Origin of the sequence: Lysinibacillus sp. ZYM-1 (genome assembly GCF_001308875.1) — a bacterium.
Classification (GTDB): Bacteria; Bacillota; Bacilli; order Bacillales_A; family Planococcaceae; genus Lysinibacillus.
The window spans coordinates 72,717-93,146 of sequence record NZ_KQ465108.1 but is presented as its reverse complement, the minus strand read 5'-3'; the positions used below and the strand labels follow the sequence as shown (position 1 = coordinate 93,146).

Sequence of the window (20,430 nt, the reverse complement as noted above, 5' to 3'; positions counted from 1 at the left end):
CAATAACAAAAACCTTCTATATATTCACAATCCCTTAAGCTATTGCAACATTTTTAATAGCCTATTTTACATTTTTGGGATAGAAAAAAAAGCCTTACAACATAGTTAGTAAGACTTTACAAGTAGATCTACTATTTTAATAATTTTAAAATACTATTCAAACATATTTCTTTATAAAATTTATGCTGTTCTTCTAAATCGCAGGTTAACCACTGTAACAAAGAACCATCAATCATCGCCCTCATCATTTTTGCATTTGCAATGGCGTCCATATCTTCACTAAAAACACCCTCATGTTGTCCTAATTCAATTATTTCTTGTCCAATTCCCCAGCAATTTTCATAAAATTTTAAGTTGATGCTTTTATATGCCTCATTACCATTTGCTTGGGCTAAAAAGTCTACATACACGCTGTAAAATTTTTTATTTTCTTGAGGTGATACAAAAACAGCATTAATATAGGCTTGAAGTTTTTCAAGAGCCGTCTCATACTTAGCGATTTCTTTTATTTCATAACTATAGATTTTGTTTGTTGTGGATTCTAGCAATTCTAATAATAAGTTTTGCTTGCTTGTAAAGTAATAGTGAACTACCCCTTTTGAAACACCTGCATGATTCGCAATATCCTGTAGTGTGACATTATCATAGCCTAATTGTGAAACAGCATCAAAAGCTGCTTTCATAATTTGTTTTTTCCGTTCTTCCTCTTTTTTTTTCATAGAAGCCTCCAATGACTTAATTAAAGCCATTATACAGGAACAGAGGGTAATAGCCAATTTTATATTGACCGGTCAGAATAATTTTGTTACTGTTTAATGGAATTAGATTGGAGGAGGATGTTTACGATGACATTAGAAAGCTTTAAAGCGTTGGTAGTCAATCAAGAGAATGAATTTACAGTGAAAGTTAACGAGCTTACTTTAAATGATCTACCAAATGGTGAGGTATTAATTAAAGTAAGCTACTCTGGCATTAATTATAAAGATAGTCTAGCCACTATACCCGATGGTAAAATCGTTACTTCTTACCCTTTCGTACCTGGCATTGATTTAGCTGGGATCGTTGTATCCTCTGAAGATCCTCGATTTAAAGAGGGTGACGAGGTAATTGCCACTAGCTATGAGATAGGCGTATCCCACTTTGGAGGCTTCAGTGAGTATGCTCGTATCCCGTCTAAATGGATTGTTCCACTTCCAACGGGTCTTTCGCTCAAGGAGGCCATGGTAATTGGAACAGCTGGATTTACGGCTGCGTTATCAGTCCAAAGGCTAGAGGATAATGGGATTAATCCTGAAAAAGGTAAAATCCTTGTTACTGGAGCAACCGGTGGTGTAGGTAGTTTTGCTGTCTCGATCCTCTCAACATTAGGCTATCAAGTAGAAGCAAGTACAGGGAAAGAATCTGAACATGACTATTTGAATAACCTTGGGGCCACTTCAATTGTTGCTCGTGAAGAGGTCTTTGATGGGAAGATAAGAGCGTTAGGCAAACAAAAATGGGCTGCGGCTGTCGATTCTGTAGGAGGAGATCCTCTTGCTTCTTTATTAAGTCAAATTCAATACGGAGGAGCTGTTGCTAGCAGCGGTTTAACAGCCGGAACACAGCTTCCTACAAGCGTTTTCCCCTTCATTTTAAGAGGCGTAAATTTGCTGGGAATTGATTCTGTTTATTGTCCAATGGACGTTCGATTGAAGATATGGAATCGTTTAGCCACTGATTTTAAACCAGCTAATCTTGAAAGCTTCATACATCAAGAGGTAACTTTACAACAACTTCAGGATGTACTGCCTATTTTATTGAAAGGTCAAGCAATAGGTAGATTTCTTGTAAAGTTATAAATGAGAATAGGAATGGATATTCTTTTATAATGCATGAACAAAAGCCTTCTTACATTTTTAATGTAGGAAGGCTTTTCGTATGAAAGTTTTCATCATACTATGACACTTCAAGTTACTAGGCATCGGTGTGGTAGCTTTTTTTATTGTTGACATCTGCCTGACATAAAAGCTCTTTATAGTTAGCCATAGAACGTCCCGTAGGTTACTTCTTCTAGCAAGAAAATTGGACCAAGTATCCTAAAGATTGTCTAAATTAGTGGTGGCAAACATACCATTAAAGTATAGAGGCTTTAAATTCTGGGAACTTAAAACTATTAACTATTTTTTGGAGATGATCGTATGAAACGAGCACACATTGATGAATTAAATATCACTAGAGCATTAGCTATACTTGCTGTGCTTCTCATTCATTCTACTAGTACACCTGTTACGGCTTTGTCCAATGAATCAAAACTCTATTCATTGTATGTCTTTTTTAATATATTCCCGAAATTTGCTGTACCTGTTTTTATTTTTTTAAGTGGATTTGTTTTATTTTACAATTATATACAAAAGGACTTCACTAAAAAGCTTATCGTTCGTTTTTATAAAAAAAGAGTTACCCAAATACTTATTCCCTATCTCATTTTTTCCGTCTTTTATTATACCGCTGTGCAATTTTATGTAACACATGATTTTTCATTAACATGGCATGCCCTTTTTAGTTTCGAATTTCTCGAAAAACTCTTAATAGGAAAGGCATATACTCATTTATACTATATATTTATAATGGTGCAGTTTTATCTAATGTTTCCATTGTTCTTATATATTTTAAAGAAAAAACCTGCTCTATCCCCTCACCTGATTTGGATTGGCTTCGCACTTCAATGGATTTTTATCCAATTGAATGCTGAATTTTGGCAGTACCCATACAGAGGGAGTATCTCATTTTCTTATATTTTTTATTTCTTAACAGGTGCATTTTTAGGTATCTATTTTGAGAAATATAAACTGTGGCTTCATCTAAAAAAAGAAAATTTCCCTATATTTATTTATTTCGTATGGGCTCTATGGCTAGTTTCTACTATTTATAATATTTATCTATATTACTATGTCTTTTCATCCCAAACCTATTTAGCGAACAGCATCACATTCGAACTAGTCTTTCAGCTACAATCTATAACAGCCTGCATTGTTTTATTACAGCTTTCTTTCTGGATCTATGATAAGGGGAACAAAGCATTTGTGAATGGCTTGATTAACCTAGGAACACTATCCTTTGGCATCTATCTATTACATCCTTTTTTCCTTTTAATTTATCGTCAAATACCTATAAGCGGTAATAGTATGTTATTTCATGTTTGGAGTGTTGGAGGTTTTTTAGTTGCCCTCTTTATCACATGGCTTGTGGTGTTTTTAATGGGGAAATATTTTAAATATCATTGGATAGCATTCGGACCAATTCCGAAAGAGTTTCCTTACAAATAGGCGTTACGCAATAAGCGCATTTTTCATGCCGCTATAATATAGTAGAAACTATCGATAACTAACCAAAAAAGCCCTGTGGAAATATCTCCACAGGGCTTTTTAAAATAAACGGTTTAATTATTTTGAAACTGAACCGTCTTTTACTTTGTTGTTGTTAGCATCAACTAGATTTGTAGATTTGAATTCAACTACAATGTTATCAGTTAAAGCGTAGTCAGCTTTAGTTGTCACAGTTAATTTACCGTTAGCTACAGCAGCTGAAGCAACCTCTACAGTTGAACCAGCAATTTTAACTGTTAAACCAGTTGGTGCAGCTTGGTCAGCAATACTTTCAGTGAAGTCAACAGTAAATGTTTTGCTATCTACTACCGTTACTTTAGATGCTACAGGCACAATATTTTCTTTAAGTGCTACTAGAGTTGTAACTTTTCCACCTTTAAGTGTATTACCTTTTGTATCTACTACATTTTTAGCTTCAAGTACATAATTACCATTAGCAGTGATAGAACCTTCTGGTAAAGTGAATCGTACTTTTTTAGTACCATCTACAAATTGAAGTTGAGTGCCAGCAGGTAGCTCTTTTCCACCAATTGTGTAGTTAGCAGGATTTGTTGCTGTTGCAGTCACATCTGCAGCATATTCAACAGTGAATACATTATTATCTGTTACAACTACTGGTGTAGTGCCAAATACTAATGAATCTGTGTTAGTTTCAGGTGTAGCTTCGAATACTCCTGTTGTAACATTGAATGTAATTGTATCTGCAGTCACGTTGCTAGCTAAATCTGAAACTGCTTTAGCAGATAATTCAAATGTGTATGTTGAATTGCTATCTAAATCAATGTCCACTTTTACAGTGTTTTTCTCTGCACCCTCGATTTTACCGTTACCATCTACATCGAAACCAGCATCAGCTTTTACTGCTGTTTCTTTTCCAGTAGTGTAAGCAATACCATTTTGAGTTTTAACTGTTAATTTACCATCTACTTTTACTGGTTCACTAAAAGTAAGGTATAAAGCATCTACATCTGTAGTAGCATTTACATCATCAGCTACTAACATTTTAGAAGAAGCAGATACTAATGTAGCAGGCGTTAAATCTTTAGAAAGAATAGCATTGAACTCAAATGCATCTCCAGCATTACCAGCTAAATCTTTTTGTCCTTCTACTTTAACATTTGTATTGATGAATGTAGCAGTACCTAATGCAGTTTTTGCATCAATTGTGAATACAGTTTTATCCTCTGTATCTTTAATATCAGCATCTGTTAAATAGAAAACAGTTGATCCAACAGTTACTTTTGCATACCCTTTAACTGTATTATCTTTATCAACAACAAAATCTTGTTTCTTTAATTCTTCTGAGAAATCGAAAGTGATTTCTGTACCGTTCACTGCTGTTGAAACAGTTGGTTTTGAATTATCCACGTCTGCTTTAAGAACTGTGAAGTTAACAGCAATCGGATTTGCGATATTATTAGCGAAGTCAGTTGCGCCAACGATGTCTACTTTGTAAGTTTGTTCAGCAGTTAAACCTTTGATTGTTAATGTTTTACCAGATAAAGTGTAGCGATCCTTAGCAAGCTCGGTACCATTTAAGCTTACAGTTCCTTCACTTTGTACAAGCTCATCGAAAGTGATAACTGCTGTAGTACCTTTTGCTTCAACAGAATTTACGCTAACAGGAGTAGTGTCTGCAAATGTGATCAATTTGTTAAACTCTTCTGTTAAAACTTTAGCATCTGCTTTTGTTTTGATTGGCTTTACAGTCACTTTGCCATTTGTTAATTTAATCTCTTTATCAGTTGTTAAAGTAACAGTCATTCCGTCTTCAGATACTTTTGCATTCGTAATAGCTACACCTTCAATAGCATATTTCGCTGTCACAGCAGCATCTTTAGCATCAACAGCTGTATTGAACTTCACTTCTAATTCTTTTGCGTTAAGTCCTTTTACAGAGTCTACAGCTGGTGTTACCTCTTTAGTTGTTGCATCAATTGTACGTTTTACCATAGTAGCGAATTCTTCGCGGCTAATTTTATCTTGTGGCGCTAATAATGCCCCTTTACCATTGATTACACCGTTTTCAACAGCTGTTTCTAAGTAAGATACAGCCCATTTAGAAGCTTTTGATGCATCTGCGAATTGGCTAAGGTCTGCTTTACCTGTTAATTGGTAACCTTGTACGATAACTTTAGCAGCTTGTTCTCTTGTTAATTGAGCTTTAGGTTCAAATTTACCATTGCCCATACCGTCAAACAATTCTGGTGAAGTTGCAAGCACTGCATTATAGAACCAGTTATTTTCATTTACATCTGTAAAATCTTCTGTTCCAGTAGCTTTTAATTCTAATGCTTTTGATAAAATTTCAGCAGCTTCAGCACGAGTAAGTGTACCAGCTGGGTTGAAGTTTCCTTTTTCGTCTCCTTGGATGAAGCCTTTGTCAGTTAAAAATTGTACCGCTTCTTTTGCCCAAGATGAAATGCTATCTGCATCTTTAAATTCAGCAGCAGATGCTACTGGTACGATTGCTGATGCTACAAGTGCTGCTGTGGCAGCAGTTACGAAAAATTTACGACCTTTGTTATGTTTAGTCATTAGTATATTCCTCCAGAATTTAAATAAATTATATTATTCTGTGAGAACAATATTACCGCTCTATTAAATTGTAAAGATATGTATAATAAGTTCTCACAAATAATAATTACAAGTAGTTATGGGTAAAGATGTATTCTAAGATTTTCATGATGAATAATACCAATCAATCTTAAATTTTCTTTACAAGACAATAATATAACTACATTACCAATAAATAAACGCTAAAAATAAGGTAATTTTAATACTTAATTGGATATGTAGGTATTTTTTTCATTTATAATTACCTTTAAATGCTAAATGTTATAAAAGATGCAGACAAAATACAGAGAAAAATCATTTGTATAGAAAGATTGTTATGAAACTCTTCTTTATCACTTTATCTCGTTTAATTACTTTCTTGATATAACAGTTTTATTTAAAAAGATATAAAACTACATAAAATGTAAGACAACAATAGTTTAAATTCTATGCTAAAAAATTATTAATTGTTAAAATTAACTAATACTAAATTGAAAGATTAAGCACCTAAATAAGTTTGATATAATATACAGTTTTTTATAGAAGGGGTGGATGAAAATAGATATTAGAAAAATGCGCTATTTCATAATGGTGGCAGAAGAATTGAATTTTAGTCGTGCTGCAGAACGTCTTAGGATGGCACAACCTCCCCTTAGCCAAGAGATTCGTAAATTAGAAGAGGAATTGGGTGTTAAACTTTTTCATCGAACAAAAAGAATGGTTGAACTAACAGATGCAGGTAAGATATTTTTAAAAGGATCTAGACAAACCCTGTTGCAATTAGAAAAAACTATAAAAGAAACACAACTTGCTGCTGAAGGGAGAAAGGGAAATTTAATCATCGGTTTTGTCGATTCAACAGAAATCGTTATAGAAGCCCTTAATAAATTTAGGTCACGCTTTCCTAAAGTGCATCTTACATTACGTGAAATGACAACAGAGCAGCAATTAGAGGCCCTCTATGAGAAACACATTCATATTGGGTTTATTCGTTCCGAACAGAACAACGAGACACTAGCTTCAGAAATTTGTTTTGAAGAATCTTTAAGATTGGTTTTACCTCAAGATCATCCTTTGGTTTCATTGCCCGAAATTCCACTTCAATTGATAATGGATGAACCATTTATATTATTCCCCCGCCATTTAGGTCCAAATTTTTATGATTTAATTAATGGCTACTTTTGGGAACATGGTGTAAGTTTAAATGTTGTTCAAGAGGCTATTCAAATGCAAACGATTGTAAATCTAGTTGCAACTGGGATGGGCGTTTCTGTCGTTCCATCGTCAGTGGAAAGCTATATACGGCCTGGAGTTATCTATAAAAAAATCAAAGAGACGACACCAAAAATAAATCTATATGTTGGATGGAGACAAGATGAAAAATCTGCAGTGGTTAACCATTTCTTAAAAGTTGTTAGAGAGGTGTATGCCATTTCTCAACTGGATCACCAATAATAAAAGCCCATCCGAATTAGGATGAGCTTTAAGATATTACAAAAGCATAGCTGTTGAACATATTTCTTGTTAAGCCATGTATAAAACTTAACCTGTTTTACTGGAATCGTACTCAATGAGATTTTCTAATACTTCATCAATCTGATTCATAATTGCAGGTTCTAGTTTAACACTAGAAGCTATTGCATTCTCTCTTATCTGTTCCGGACTTGAGGCACCGATAATAGCTGACGAAACATGTTGATTTTGTAGTACCCAAGCGACTGAAAGTTGAGCAAGGGTAAGATCAATCTCCTGTGCAATAGGTTTTAGTTTTTGTATAGCAGTGAGTACATCATCATTCATCCAACGTTGTGCCAGCTTATCAAAAAATGGCTTTCCTGCCGGAGAATTGGCCCTTGATTGAGTTGGCACTGGCTTTTGTGGTAGATATTTTCCAGTTAGAACACCTTGTGCAAGTGGCGACCATACTACTTGTCCAAGTCCTTCACGTTGACAGGTTGGTATCACATCAGCTTCGATAACTCTCCATAGCATGGAATACTGTGGTTGGCTTGCGATGAGCGGAATATGCAATTCCCGCGAAAGTGCTGCAGCTCTAGTGATTTGTTCAGCAGTCCACTCACTGACACCGATATAAAGCACTTTACCTTGTCTTACAAGATCTGCGAACGCTAACATCGTTTCTTCAAGAGGAGTAGTTGGATCAAACCTGTGTGCATAATAGACATCAATATAGTCTGTCTGTAACCGACGTAAAGAAGCATGGCAATTTTCTAGAATATGTTTTCGGGATAAACCTCTATCGTTTTTTCCATTACCGGTTGGATGGCACACTTTTGTACATAATTCAATGCCCTCCCGTCGAATGCCTTGTAATGAGCGACCAAGTATTTCTTCCGCTTTCGTGTCTGAATAAACATCAGCTGTATCAAATGTTGTGATACCAACTTCTAGTGCTGCTTTAACACATGCATTTGCAGTATCCTCATTTACTTTCCCACCATGATTTATCCAGTTTCCATAGGCAATCTTACTTATTGTTAATCCACTATTGCCAAGTTTACTAAACTCCATTCTAGATCCTCCTTTTATATGATATCTTCATTATAAAAGCCGAGTATTATTACGGATAATATATTATTAGCTATGAATTAATATAAAATATATATAAGACTAAAGGTATAACTAGAGAATTAACATAAAAAAATAACCTCTTACTAATACTTAGCTGTAGGAGGTTATTCTAATCTTATTTTATTTTTAAGTAATTGAGGAATTACATATGAAATGGACTTCTCAAATTCTCTTAAGCGATATACGAGCTGACATCAGCCACATAACCCTTGACCCTAGATATATACAGACATCAAATAATATTCATTACTAGTCACCAGATCGCCATCAAACTATAAATCCTTTTTTAAATAAATCATACCATTCCTTTAGTTCATTATTTTCTAAAACAGCCAATTTACATAAAATATCTCTCGAAAATTCTAATGCTCCACTTCCATTAGCTGTTATAAGACCGCCATCACTTACGGATTGTTGGTCTATATAGTTTTCATCCCCTTTATAATTAGGTGCCGCTTCTTTTAAATAAGCTAATGAATTACCTGTATGTTTGTGTTGATCAAGAAATCCGTGATTTCCTAAAAAAGTAGTGGCATCACAGATTGCCGCAACTGGGATGTCCCGTGCAAAACAAAAATCCACAAGCTTCTTTGCCTGTTGATTTTTCTCTTCTTTCCATCCGGTTCCACCAGGTATTATTAACATGGCGACTTCTAAGTGAAAGGGAAAGTCTAGTAGGCTATAGTCTGGAAAAACAGTCAATCCCCCCATCGAAGTCTTGGGATTATTGTCAATTGCAATTGTCTGAACTTGGAATCCTGTCCTGGGTTTATTTAACTCTGCTGTTACATAACTTGCCTCCCAATCGGCAAAACCATCAATAATAAAAACTAAGACCTTTTTCAATTGTATTCCTCCTTATTCATAATGATAGATATGGCTAAATACAACTAACTTTACCGTATAAGCTGTTTATAATCCTACAGGTTTCTGCTGATTTAATCATATGATGAGTTGATAATTGCCATTACATCTAGTAGCAGATTATAGAATCTGTTGTGGTGGCACTTTAGGTAAATACTAAAATTGAAAAGATACATCGATATAAACGGCAATGATGAAAATTCAAAGCTATATGCCGAACAAAAATCTTAGTTCAGTCTATTGAACAACTATAAATACCAATATAAAGAGTAGTCATTCATTGTGGATGCGTACCCCTGTTGTCTTAACATTGTAGTTATGTTACCTCTGTGATAAGTACCGTGATTAGCAACATGTAATAAAATTTCTGAATAAGCAGTATTTCTAGCTCCTGTCCAAGGATTATTCAAATTAATTTTATGTTCTAAATCTTTTTGGCTGGTCATCCATTCTTTATACTGTAATGTTAGTAATTCAAAAGACTGTTCAAATTCATCAATAGAAAATAAATTAGAGCTTTCTAATAAGCTAATAGAAGCATCCAATGCTTCTTGCATATCTATCCCCTTTAGTACTTGTAACCACATAACATCTACCACATACACGTGACTAAATGTTTGAGCAATAGTTGGATATGAACTATTAACCTCTTCATATAGGACATTACTTGGTAATTCTTTCATTCTTTCTAGCAATACCTTATTCGCCCAAACATGGTACTTAAACATATTTTTTGCATGATTCATTTATCATCTACTCCTTAACTTGGTTTTAAGAGATTACTTTTTGATTATAAAAAAAGATATATGACAACAGCTTGTCATACATCTTTATAAATTTTTATTAATTTTTTTGCTTCATCTATTAAAATTGATTGTAGTTGCATAGGTTTTATAATTTTAGCACCACTACCGAGGCTTAAGAGAATCTTTTTAAGCCACCCAGCATTTAGAGGTTGATAAACAGAAAGTGTAATTGTCATGCTTCCATCATTATTAATGACTTTTGAGCAATTCTGAAAATGATCTAACGCCTCTGCTAAGGAATTAGGTTTCACCCAAATTACTACTTCCTCACCCCCCTCTTGATTATAGTCTGAATAGGATGAATCACCTTTCATTTCATGAGTTTGTACGTACTTTTCTTGTGACAGCGTTAAACGCATCATACGTGTTACTTTAAATTCTCTATAACTATGACGTTCTCTGCAATATCCATATAAATACCAGTTACGAAACTTATAATGAAGGTGAATAGGTTCTATTTCCCGGTATGTAAATTCATTTTTATTACTCACATAATTAAAACGAATTACCCTATTTTCACGTATAGCTAGTCGTAGATCCATTAAAGAGTTCGGTTCAATTCTATGGCATTCCAAATCAACTAATAGAGTACTTCTACCACTTGTATCAAGCATTTTTAATCTTTCTAACGTATGTTCAACATCCTTATCTTCAAAAACACTCGATAAACTATCTAACACTGTAATTAGATTCAATATGTCGTAGGGACCCATTAAGCTTTTATCAAATTTGTATCCTTCTATGATACCGAAACCTCCGTTAGTACCTTGATAAGAAACGACAGGAATTCCGGCTGCACAAATTGCATCAATATCTCTATAAATTGTCCGTGATGATACTTGAAATTCGTTAGCTAAACTAGAAGCTGATAATACTTCATTATTTAGGAGCTTGAATATGATGGATATCAATCGTTCTAATTTCAATTTTAAATTCCTTTCCTTAATAATTCAAAAAGTCCGTAATGACTACATTATCTCTACTAAAACTTTTGAAGACAATATAATCTTCCACTTTAGCAATTTCTATTTTCACTAAACACAGGTGCCATCTTACCTATCCCTTTTATCTTCTAAATAAATTTATTATATCGTAATAAGCTATTACGGTACTTCCCACGTTCTATACATGACTTTCACCTACATTTATTGGATGTTATTTTTTTGATAATTTCCATATAATTGCCCGCAAGCAGCATCTATATCTATGCCAAATTGGCTTCTAATTGTAACATTAATGCCTGCTGACTTTAATTCTTTATAGAAGCTTACTACATGATGTTCATTTACTTCTTGAAACCTCGTAGGTGAACTAATAGTTGGGTTATATCTAATGATATTTACATGAAACAAGTTTCCTCTCTTATATCTACCTCTTAAAAGGCTGATTACTTCTTTTGCATGGTAAATTGAATCATTAACCCCTGGCAACATAATATAAGCAATATAAACTTTTCTTGAAGTCACACGTATATGTTCATCTAAAGTCTCCATTACATCCAGTAATGGGTAGCGTTCATTAATGGGCATTAACTTACTTCGCTGTTCATTAAATGGAGAATGTAATGAAAACGTCAAATTGACCTGCGGATAGTTTTGAGTCAATTTTTTAATGCTCGGAATAATGCCTATAGTCGAAATGGACAATCTGCGTGGACTTAACGCAAACAACTCCGGATTTATAAGGACATTTAATGCATCAAAAACTTGTACATTCGCTAATGCTTCTCCCATCCCCATAAAAGAAATACTATCAATTGAATGTCCTTTTAAGTGAAAGTACAATATTTGGTCAGTAATTTCATCTGACGTTAAGTTGCGTTTTAAACCTATATCTCCTGTTGCGCAAAATTCACAACCAAAATTACAACCACATTGCGAGGATATACAAAATGACTCCCAACCAGCTTTATATTTCATATTTACCGTCTCTATTTTTTCATCTCCTGCAATGCCAAATAAGACTTTTGTAACCTGCTCAGAATGTTGTTCCATTAAAGGAACAACATCTAAAATAGACTCTCCAAATTCTTTAACTAACTTCTCTCTTAACGATTTAGGAAGTACATTCATTTCATTGAACTTATCTATTCTTTCTTTAAAAATGGCATGCAATATTTGTTTCATTCTAAAATTAGGGTAATTATGTTCCATTAAGAAATCCTTTATTCTTATATACTTATTGCTTTGATTTAATTGCATCTTTCTCATCCTTCCTTAATGCTCTCTAGTTTTATAGGAGTGTATAGAAAGGAGTTGTCTATCCCTAAAATAAAAAATAAACACAAAAAAGCACCAATAGAATTATCGGTGCCTAACTTAAAAATAAAAATACGCTCAAATCAATAAGGCCTTTAGGTCATTACCTTATCATTTAATTGGCATAGAGGCAAAGCTCCGATAACTGTTTTTGTGTAGTTGTATAGCATAAAAAAGGACAGACTACTCCCTTTGTCTGCTAAATCATTTCCAAGTTTTACATTTTTGCCGAACAGAATTCTAAAAACAGTTAACATTGCTTGCACCTCCCTTCAAATTAATATGGAGTAATTTAACATAAAATTGAGTATATGTAAAGTTTAATTCTAATATTATCGCAAAATTTTAATTTTAAGTGAATTTTAATAACAAAGAATCACTATATCTAGGTAAGTTACCATTTCATAACAATTCAGACGTAAGTCTGAAGACAAGAAATGCAAATAAGTAGTATATTTCATTTATACTTTTTAATTTATAAAAGTATTAGGAGATATCCTAGACAACCATTACGTATAGTTTAAAAATTACTACTAAAACGTTCAATTTATATTAATTTGTAGAGCTATACGTAATGCGCTTGTTATATTGGCAATAAAAAAATAACTGTTGCATGTAGCATCTTGTACATATAAAAGTACAATGTTGTTTTTTTATGTCACTCTAGCTATGGTAAGACATGTATATTTTTTCGACCATTCACTGATTTTAACTGAAAATTACTGATGTATTTAAAATTAAGTACACTATAGTAACCTTAAAATACAATCGTTTGCGGGTGAGAATTTCTATGAAAGAAAAGAAGCATTTTATAATTTTAAGTAACGATTCAACAGATGGAGATGGGGGTTACGGGATAGGTACTCTTGATTTAAATAATGTAACGCCTATTATTATAGATTGTGAAAATGAACATGTGTTTATAGACTTAGAAGCCTTACATGGGCGAAGTAAAATTGAAAAAAAAGTTCGTTTTTCTCCTAATTTATCTCATGCTAGTGACGATTATTATCGTTATTGGATTGTTTGGGTAGCTCTTCAGACTGCACAAAATGGACCTTATTATGCGGGATGTACTGCAAGTGAAGTACGGGTATCAAAAGAAGAACGCCGGATTAAACTTGGCTATAAATCGTTGCCAGAACAAGTAAATTATTTAGATAAAGCACTTAAAGGGAAATTTCTCTTGGATCATCTGGATAGTAATTCAAAAAAACTACTTTACCAGTTTTTATCTGGATTTAATGAAGAGTACTGGAAACACTCACCTGAAGATTTAAAAAGACAACTATCTATACGGGAGGATTTATAATGGCTTTTGTAATTACAGAATTATGTAGGGATGAAAAAGCAGCTGTCTGTTTGGATGTCTGTCCCGTGAATTGCATTGTTATGACAGATACCCAATATGTAATCAATCCTGAAATTTGTATTGATTGTGGCGCTTGTGAATTAGTATGTCCCGTAGAGGCTATTTTTTTTGAGGATGAATTACCACCTGAATATAATTCGGCAACCCAACTAGCACTTAATCATTTTCGAAACTAAGAAAGTAAATGTCAAAAAGGAGTGCATTTTTGATTTTGAAAAGTGTTAACAAAATGAAAACTATACAATTATTATAAATAAAAAAGAAACGGATTTGGAAATTGCATTTTTTCCAAATCCGTTTTTTACTTTATAATAATTTCCGATAATTATCATTTGCTTAAAGTTCATGATCATTTCATTTTGTTGTAGTTGCATGAATTTCAAAGAATCCCCAATGCTCTCTTGGAGTATCCTTAAATAGTTGTTCTGATTCCCCAGTTTGTATTTAGTCCTTTACTGCCTGTGCACGTGTTAGTTTCTCTTCAGGTCTAAATTGTCCATTGCCTGAGCCAACCATTATTCCCATTGCACTTGCCTAGATGACTAAGTAAAAATAGCTGATGAGTTTCATCTTTAACTCATCAGCTAACAACTTAAAATCTTTCCACTGTTATATCCATGTTTATGCTTGAAGCAGCCTTAAAACCTTCCGCTGCAGCAATCATCAAAGAAGATGGACCACCCTTTTCAGTTTCACCTGCAATATATATTCCATCCGCAGTTGTTCGTCCAGCACCATCTGTAATAATTGCTCCATTTTCACCAACTTGACAATTTAACTGTTTAGCAAATTTATTTGGGCGATAGAAACTCGGAACTACAAACCCACCACTTCTTAAAATGTTTTCACCTGTTTCTAATTCAATACTAAATAAGTTACCATCATCTCCATGTAAATTTTTTATAACAGCTGTATAAACTTTAATTTTTTTTCTTTCAAAATCATTTCGTACATTATCGGAAAGTTGAAGACCATTTGTAAAAACAATTAAATCCTGTGACCAATTATAAACCAATTTGGTCATATGACTAATGCTTGCTTCGTTTTCTGCTATTATAGCTAATGGCTTGTCCCTCAGCTCCCAACCATCGCAATATGGACAGCTGAACATACTTTTACCATAATATTGTCTGATTTGTGGTAGGTTAAATTCCTCTTGTATACCAGTAGCTAACAGTATTTTTTCAGATAAATAGGATTCATTATTCGAAGTATTTACTAGAAAAAAGTCACTGCTATCATCTTCATTTATCTCGATAACTGTCTGATCCAATATTGAAATAGAGGGATAGGATTCTAATTCTTTCATAGCAATATTCTTAAACGCTTGTGGCTTTATGCCATCTCTTGTTAAAAAACCATGTGACTCCTGAGTTACACGATTTCGATTTGTTCCATTTTCAAATATTGCAATCTTTCTGCGCGCTCTTCCTAATGTTAAGGCGGCACTTAATCCAGCAGGACCCCCACCAATAATAATACAATCATATTTATTCATCATATTTTCCTCCACCTTATAATATATATTACAGACCTTCAATATCTATAATTAGAGTAAAAGACGATAGTGATGATGTCTTTTACATCTCATTAACCAAGTCAACAGTAAATGTTTGATTTAATTCATCCAAAGGTTTTTCCTCAGCTGTTTAAACAATAATCAAAAATAGTTATCAAACCTAAGATGGCTTGTATAACACCCAGTAAAGAAATTTCCTCCCAGTCTGGTTTTAATTATAACCTTCGTTTGTACCTGAGATTGACACTTTACGAACTTTATTAGTAATTAGATAAATATTTGCTGCTTTAGTTAACTTCATGTTATCACTATATTAAGGACTTAATATATCTATAATATCTATTATTTTTTCTTTCGTCAAATTTTTCGTTTCAATGTTTGCTTCTTTAATTTCTTTCATTAGAACCCCTCAATGAAAATATAAAAAACAGATGTTCAAAAAGGAGAACCTTTTTGAACATCTTTACTTTATTGCAAAGGAATATTCAGTTCAATTTTTTTCCCAATAGGATTGGCGTAATAGTTTATATACATTTTTGCTTTGCCATCATATTTTTCAAAGTTCTCCGTTTCAAATAGGTACTGATAATCATCTGAGAACGAGCTACCTTTGTATTTTAGCGTCGTACCATCTTCTTTTACAGCACTATTTAGAAACGAATGTGCCCTTCTATCATCCCATTTCTTTGCAGCAAATGATACACTTTGCTCCGTTACAGAAATATCCCAATCCAAATAATCGGGCTTCGTGAGTACTTCCTTTGTGCCAAAATCAACTTCGATAAAATCCTCGCCCTTTGGAACGGCTTGAACAGCTCCAATTAATATTTTGAGTGAATCTGAATCATGGAAATAATTACTTTGTAAATTAAGCGTGAATTTGCCATCGCGAATACCACCGCCTAATGACAAGCCATATTTAATGCCTTCTCTTCGCTCCCCATTTTCCAACTCGACCGCAATATCTTCAAGCGCTAAAATTTGCATCGTATTCGCTTCATCTAATTCGATATCGATTGCCGTTCTTAGTGGAGAACGGCGAATTTTTGTAATCGTAAATTTCTGACCACCGACGTCTACAGTACGATCCGCAGTAATAATTTTTTCTTTTGCGATTTCGTTTTGTAGTGAAAACGGTATAGTAATTGCAATGTTCCCCTTATCTTTTTCATAAAAACGAAAAACCACTTTAAAATCTTTTGAAGTATAAGGGAAAGGCTCTGAAAAACTATAGTCAACTGAAGAAGAGATGCTCGTTTGATATGATTGATGACTTGTAAATGAACCTCCGCCTTTAATTTCTTCGTCTCCTTGGAACAATTGAACTTCCTCCAAGTGTACTTCCGACATATCAAATGAGGCGTCGGCGTCATAGTAAAGTACTAATCCCGTATTATCTGCAATTACGCCTTGCAATGTAAGCGATAGGCCGTTTTTAGACTGCGTCGTATTGATTTCTTCATAGTAGTCATTGTCCACAACATCTTTTATCCCTTTATCTCTTACAACCGCAGATACAATTGCTTGAAAGCCAGGTATTTTTGCAACTTGGCTAGCAATCGTTGGAGAAACGCGAATTGAAAAGATAAGGCAAAAGCAAAGCATGGAGATGAATGTAACCGAAACAATGCGCTTCTTTGTTCTTTTTTCTCGTTGAACTTTCCGAAACATGTCCATTCGAACTTGTTGAAGTTTCTCCTTTGGAACGTCAATCAATGGTTTATTCATAACCAGTCCTCCTTTTCTCTAGCAAAGTTTCTAAGCTTCTTTAATATGTGATGAAGCTTAGACTTTACAGTACCCTCAGGAATTTGATTTAGCTCAGCAATTTCTTTATTCTTTAATTGCTGGAAATATTTCATATAGACGAGTTGCTGCTCCGACAAAGATAAATGTTCCAATAATCTCTCCATATCTGAATAGATGACCCACTCAGATAAGTGGTGTTCCTCAATCGGAACAGTAGGTGGACGTTTTCTTAAATGATCTTTACAACAATTGATTAAGACGCGCACAAGCCATGTTCTGGCATATTCGTGCTGTTGAACGGTATGCATTTTTTTCAGTGCCTTGTAAACAAGATCCTGCATCACGTCCATAGCATCTTGCTCATTTTTCATATATGTAAAGGCCATGCGATATAAAATATCCTCATCCAATTCAATAAGGGAAAGTATCGCTTCATGATCTCCACCTATAGCACGCTGCACGATTTCAAATTCCATCCTTTTCGCCTCCTTCCTCCATTAGACGGAGCGATTTTTCATTTCGTTCAAAAATTTTAAAATTATTTATGAATCACTCATACGCTTTATTTAATGATCATCTCGACATAAAAAATATGAACTTTTGAATACGTACGATAAGCTGTATATCTTTAATTTACTTATCAGAAATACAGCTATTTATTTTCCACATGCAGATTGAATATTGTCCAGGGCATGTACTTGTTTATACTGTCCCTCACGTGAGGAGATGTTCTATGTATTGATCAAAATCTAACTTGTTCAATTTCGCTGTTTCGGTAAGGATCAAACAGGTGGTTGTCCTAATAATAATAATGGGGGCATAACTAGTGTTGTAATAACTATGAAACGAATCAAGCTTATAATTAGTAGCTTTTGGGTGAATTATAGGTGAATAGATAGGGTGTTCCTTTGAGGACTTATTCTTTAACCTACAGTTAGTTCAATAAAGAAAAAAAGAGCTGCCTATGCAACTCAATGATCTTTAATTAACGCACTCATTAGTTTAATAAGCTTGTCCTGTTCTTTATTATCTAATCAATTAACCTCTTTGTTAGCAATAAATGACCAAATAAAATGCAACTTTAATTGATTTCATTTACTAACACTGCAGAGCTTGGTGCAACAATGGCTTCAATTCCCACAGCTTTGTAACTAACTCGAATTGATTGGTTGTTTTTAAATAAATGGAATGTATCAGAATTAAAAATAAATTCTCCCTTTTCATCTAAAACCGGTGAATAAGTGATATCATAATGGAATTTTACGTCCCTTGCATCGCTTGGCATATCTGGTTCATATTTATAATCCTCCGGAACTTCCGTTGTCACGTATCTAAAAAAAAGTTGTATGTCATTGCCATTTATTTTTTTCAAAAGATCATATGTAATCCCTTGCGTCTTCATATCATCAAAATAGGTTGTTTCCTTTTCTTTATCGTTAAGGGGCAGATAAGGTACGGCTGCTTTTGCTAATTCTGTTATTTTTATTCTCTTAGTTTCTTTCCCTAAAGAATCATAAACTAATAGAGTTTTGTCCATGTTCCCCAGTAAATCATCTTTATTTCCAACTAAAAGATGGTTATCAAATGCTAAAAACACGCTATCCTTTTGCAATTCTACATTATATTGATTGTCAACTTTTTCAATCTCTTTATTAATTAAATGATCTTCAAGGATAATTTTTAAATTTCCAAATCCCAAAAAGGGAATTACTGCTGCTATGACCATGCTAATAAAAAGCAAACCAATTTTTTTTGATAAACTAATCTTGTTTTTAATAAAGATTATTGGAATACCAATTACAAAAGTAAAACCTAATAAGCCAACATAAGCAAAAATTTGCATTAACCCTAATTCACCATTTTGGTACATATCAATATAGACACACATACCAAGTAGAACAATGGCGATTAACCGTATCAATTGATTTTTCATCACTTACTTCCTTCCTAAAAGTTAATCCTTAGAAATATATCACACATGTTGTTTGTTTAGAAAGAAGAAAAATCCAATCCACAACACTTTAGGTATGACACTATGGAAGTAAAAAATAAGCAGAGCTATCATCGACTACGTTTTTATTAAAACTCTGTTAGTTCAATAAGGAGGTAGTATTATTATCGTTTTTCAACAAATAACAAAATTAGTGTTGCCAATGGTCCTAACAAAAGAGAAAGGAAAAACCAATTTAGCCCTGTTCTATTCTTCCCTTGTGCAATACCAGCATTTATCAATGCCAATGTACCCCAACCTACAAAATATTGATTATCCATCTTTTGCCCCCCTTTTTTCTGTTAACCGTTAGTACATTTCCTCACAAATTTGATCATAACATATCCAAGTAACATGCTTCTTAAAAGGTGTCCATATCAAATAACCGTCAACTACCACTATTTCTAATTCTGTTGAATAGTCTTTATTTTTTCTACTCATAGAAAAATCCCCTCCAAATAGGACATGTAGTTGACTAAAATTATAGTATTTTTTCATCGTCTACTTAAAGGGGATACTATTCATCGCAAGGATCTTTTATTTTTAATTCAGCACTAACCTTATCATCACTTTTGTTTTATAGCTATTCCATCTAAATAATCCCGAACTAACTTTTCATTTTCAATGCTACTCGCTAGACTATTAATGTACATTAACTGTATATGTTCCGTTTTCATTATTAAATTTATAAATATATAAATAATACTTTCCTTGTTCCGCATTAAATTTACCTTTTATAACATTTCCATCTTCTTGGCCATATGAGGCGTAATTTTGCATATCAGACTCATGATGAAGCACCCATGTCATTCCAATTTGATTTTCATTTACAACCGAAATATCTATTTCTTTTGGAGACGTAACATCGAATTGGTATACATCCGTATTATCATCATCAATCAAGCTACCTTTCAGAGGCGTATTTAATGGAATCATAGTCGCTTCCTCTGGGTGATTGTTTGGCTCTATCTCTGTTTGTGCTCCATTCCGTACATTTACTGTATTTGTCCCATTTTCATTATCAAATTTATAAATATATAAATAGTACTTTCCTGGTTCTGCATTAAATTTACCTTTTATAGTATTTCCATCTTCTTGTCCATATGATGCATAATTTTGCATATCAGACTCATGATAAAGCACCCATGTCATCCCAATTTGATCAAAATGTTAAATTTAGGAATATTTCCTTGTATAATTTGAACGCTAAGACACAATTAAACCAGAAAAACTGGTAAACTCTTTGTTCTAGTAATGTGTGTATGGATAAACTAAACTTTTCTTTAACAAAAAAAGAACCCGAAATTCGGATTCTTAAAGTGAACTTTTATAGCATTTTGAAAAAGCTTTTCCAATTAA

The 20,430-nt window shown here is 33.5% G+C and carries 19 protein-coding genes and 1 pseudogene; 5 read left to right on the top strand and 15 right to left on the bottom strand.

Annotated elements, in window-relative coordinates; translation table 11 throughout:
- Positions 1–131 precede the first annotated feature (131 nt).
- Positions 132–719: a TetR/AcrR family transcriptional regulator gene (locus tag AO843_RS03300; protein ID WP_054609736.1), complete on the bottom strand. Its 588-nt coding sequence runs from the start codon at positions 717–719 to the stop codon at positions 132–134.
- 126 nt (positions 720–845) lie between these two features.
- Here AO843_RS03300 and AO843_RS03295 point away from each other — a divergent pair, with 126 nt between their 5' ends.
- Together AO843_RS03295 and AO843_RS03290 are read left to right on the top strand one after the other, a co-directional pair.
- Positions 846–1,838 carry an NADPH:quinone oxidoreductase family protein gene (locus AO843_RS03295; RefSeq protein ID WP_054609735.1) on the top strand — a complete coding sequence of 331 codons (993 nt, stop codon included), beginning with the start codon at positions 846–848 and terminating at the stop codon, positions 1,836–1,838.
- A gap of 339 nt (positions 1,839–2,177) precedes the next feature.
- Positions 2,178–3,305, top strand: coding sequence for an acyltransferase (locus AO843_RS03290; RefSeq protein WP_054609734.1), 1,128 nt, complete (start codon positions 2,178–2,180; stop codon positions 3,303–3,305).
- A gap of 117 nt (positions 3,306–3,422) precedes the next feature.
- Here AO843_RS03290 and AO843_RS03285 read toward each other — a convergent pair whose 3' ends face one another.
- Positions 3,423–5,903 (bottom strand): S-layer homology domain-containing protein, encoded by a 2,481-nt coding sequence (locus AO843_RS03285; protein WP_054609733.1) that lies wholly within the window; start codon positions 5,901–5,903, stop codon positions 3,423–3,425.
- 576 nt (positions 5,904–6,479) lie between these two features.
- On the opposite strand from AO843_RS03285, the gene AO843_RS03280 reads away from it, so the two are divergent.
- Positions 6,480–7,376, top strand: coding sequence for a LysR substrate-binding domain-containing protein (locus AO843_RS03280; RefSeq protein WP_054609871.1), 897 nt, complete (start codon positions 6,480–6,482; stop codon positions 7,374–7,376).
- An 87-nt stretch (positions 7,377–7,463) separates the two neighbouring features.
- Here the strand turns inward: AO843_RS03280 and AO843_RS03275 are convergent, their stop codons facing one another.
- From AO843_RS03275 to AO843_RS24800, 6 genes are all read right to left on the bottom strand, one after another.
- Positions 7,464–8,453 carry an aldo/keto reductase family protein gene (locus AO843_RS03275; protein WP_054609732.1) on the bottom strand — a complete coding sequence of 330 codons (990 nt, stop codon included), beginning with the start codon at positions 8,451–8,453 and terminating at the stop codon, positions 7,464–7,466.
- A 327-nt stretch (positions 8,454–8,780) separates the two neighbouring features.
- Entirely contained in the window at positions 8,781–9,359 is a 579-nt protein-coding gene (locus AO843_RS03270) for a type 1 glutamine amidotransferase family protein (RefSeq protein ID WP_054609731.1), read from the bottom strand.
- Positions 9,360–9,625: 266 nt separating this feature from the next.
- A complete protein-coding gene (locus AO843_RS03265) occupies positions 9,626–10,123 on the bottom strand; it encodes a DinB family protein (RefSeq protein WP_054609730.1) in 498 nt (165 codons plus the stop codon).
- Positions 10,124–10,197: 74 nt separating this feature from the next.
- Complete coding sequence (locus AO843_RS03260; protein WP_054609729.1) at positions 10,198–11,109, bottom strand: helix-turn-helix transcriptional regulator; 912 nt, start codon at positions 11,107–11,109, stop codon at positions 10,198–10,200.
- A 219-nt stretch (positions 11,110–11,328) separates the two neighbouring features.
- Positions 11,329–12,384, bottom strand: coding sequence for a Cfr family 23S rRNA (adenine(2503)-C(8))-methyltransferase (locus tag AO843_RS03255; protein WP_054609728.1), 1,056 nt, complete (start codon positions 12,382–12,384; stop codon positions 11,329–11,331).
- A 152-nt stretch (positions 12,385–12,536) separates the two neighbouring features.
- Positions 12,537–12,698 carry a hypothetical protein gene (locus AO843_RS24800; RefSeq protein WP_197278861.1) on the bottom strand — a complete coding sequence of 54 codons (162 nt, stop codon included), beginning with the start codon at positions 12,696–12,698 and terminating at the stop codon, positions 12,537–12,539.
- A 533-nt stretch (positions 12,699–13,231) separates the two neighbouring features.
- On the opposite strand from AO843_RS24800, the gene AO843_RS03250 reads away from it, so the two are divergent.
- Positions 13,232–13,753, top strand: coding sequence for a YwhD family protein (locus tag AO843_RS03250; protein WP_054609727.1), 522 nt, complete (start codon positions 13,232–13,234; stop codon positions 13,751–13,753).
- Positions 13,753–13,989, top strand: coding sequence for a DUF362 domain-containing protein (locus AO843_RS03245; protein WP_054609726.1), 237 nt, complete (start codon positions 13,753–13,755; stop codon positions 13,987–13,989). The genes AO843_RS03250 and AO843_RS03245 overlap by 1 nt, the downstream gene beginning before the upstream one ends.
- A 268-nt stretch (positions 13,990–14,257) precedes the next feature.
- Here AO843_RS03245 and AO843_RS25525 read toward each other — a convergent pair whose 3' ends face one another.
- The 7 genes and pseudogenes from AO843_RS25525 to AO843_RS03220 all read right to left on the bottom strand — a co-directional run.
- Positions 14,258–14,338 carry an S-layer homology domain-containing protein gene (locus AO843_RS25525; RefSeq protein WP_082389376.1) on the bottom strand — a complete coding sequence of 27 codons (81 nt, stop codon included), beginning with the start codon at positions 14,336–14,338 and terminating at the stop codon, positions 14,258–14,260.
- A 67-nt stretch (positions 14,339–14,405) separates the two neighbouring features.
- On the bottom strand, positions 14,406–15,311 hold the full coding sequence (locus AO843_RS03240; protein WP_054609870.1) for an NAD(P)/FAD-dependent oxidoreductase: 906 nt from the start codon (positions 15,309–15,311) through the stop codon (positions 14,406–14,408).
- 489 nt (positions 15,312–15,800) lie between these two features.
- A complete protein-coding gene (locus AO843_RS03235) occupies positions 15,801–17,060 on the bottom strand; it encodes a DUF4179 domain-containing protein (protein WP_054609725.1) in 1,260 nt (419 codons plus the stop codon).
- Positions 17,057–17,557, bottom strand: a complete 501-nt coding sequence (locus AO843_RS03230; protein WP_054609724.1) for a sigma-70 family RNA polymerase sigma factor — start codon at positions 17,555–17,557, stop codon at positions 17,057–17,059. Before AO843_RS03230 ends, AO843_RS03235 begins: the two co-directional genes overlap by 4 nt.
- Positions 17,558–18,162: 605 nt before the next feature.
- On the bottom strand, positions 18,163–19,014 hold the full coding sequence (locus tag AO843_RS03225; RefSeq protein ID WP_054609723.1) for a hypothetical protein: 852 nt from the start codon (positions 19,012–19,014) through the stop codon (positions 18,163–18,165).
- Positions 19,015–19,196: 182 nt separating this feature from the next.
- Positions 19,197–19,352, bottom strand: a complete 156-nt coding sequence (locus AO843_RS24795) for a hypothetical protein (RefSeq protein WP_197278860.1) — start codon at positions 19,350–19,352, stop codon at positions 19,197–19,199.
- 361 nt (positions 19,353–19,713) lie between these two features.
- A pseudogene (locus AO843_RS03220) lies at positions 19,714–20,073 on the bottom strand (PPC domain-containing protein); the annotation flags it as partial.
- Positions 20,074–20,430 lie beyond the last annotated feature (357 nt).

Coding starts and splice junctions, on each gene's coding strand:
- AO843_RS03300 (WP_054609736.1), bottom strand. CDS start 719: ATGAAAAAAAAAGAGGAAGAACGGAAAAAACAAATTATGAAAGCAGCT.
- AO843_RS03295 (WP_054609735.1), top strand. CDS start 846: ATGACATTAGAAAGCTTTAAAGCGTTGGTAGTCAATCAAGAGAATGAA.
- AO843_RS03290 (WP_054609734.1), top strand. CDS start 2,178: ATGAAACGAGCACACATTGATGAATTAAATATCACTAGAGCATTAGCT.
- AO843_RS03285 (WP_054609733.1), bottom strand. CDS start 5,903: ATGACTAAACATAACAAAGGTCGTAAATTTTTCGTAACTGCTGCCACA.
- AO843_RS03275 (WP_054609732.1), bottom strand. CDS start 8,453: ATGGAGTTTAGTAAACTTGGCAATAGTGGATTAACAATAAGTAAGATT.
- AO843_RS03265 (WP_054609730.1), bottom strand. CDS start 10,123: ATGAATCATGCAAAAAATATGTTTAAGTACCATGTTTGGGCGAATAAG.
- AO843_RS03255 (WP_054609728.1), bottom strand. CDS start 12,384: ATGCAATTAAATCAAAGCAATAAGTATATAAGAATAAAGGATTTCTTA.
- AO843_RS24800 (WP_197278861.1), bottom strand. CDS start 12,698: ATGTTAACTGTTTTTAGAATTCTGTTCGGCAAAAATGTAAAACTTGGA.
- AO843_RS03250 (WP_054609727.1), top strand. CDS start 13,232: ATGAAAGAAAAGAAGCATTTTATAATTTTAAGTAACGATTCAACAGAT.
- AO843_RS03245 (WP_054609726.1), top strand. CDS start 13,753: ATGGCTTTTGTAATTACAGAATTATGTAGGGATGAAAAAGCAGCTGTC.
- AO843_RS25525 (WP_082389376.1), bottom strand. CDS start 14,338: ATGGGAATAATGGTTGGCTCAGGCAATGGACAATTTAGACCTGAAGAG.
- AO843_RS03240 (WP_054609870.1), bottom strand. CDS start 15,311: ATGAATAAATATGATTGTATTATTATTGGTGGGGGTCCTGCTGGATTA.
- AO843_RS03235 (WP_054609725.1), bottom strand. CDS start 17,060: ATGAATAAACCATTGATTGACGTTCCAAAGGAGAAACTTCAACAAGTT.
- AO843_RS03230 (WP_054609724.1), bottom strand. CDS start 17,557: ATGGAATTTGAAATCGTGCAGCGTGCTATAGGTGGAGATCATGAAGCG.
- AO843_RS03225 (WP_054609723.1), bottom strand. CDS start 19,014: ATGAAAAATCAATTGATACGGTTAATCGCCATTGTTCTACTTGGTATG.
- AO843_RS24795 (WP_197278860.1), bottom strand. CDS start 19,352: ATGGATAATCAATATTTTGTAGGTTGGGGTACATTGGCATTGATAAAT.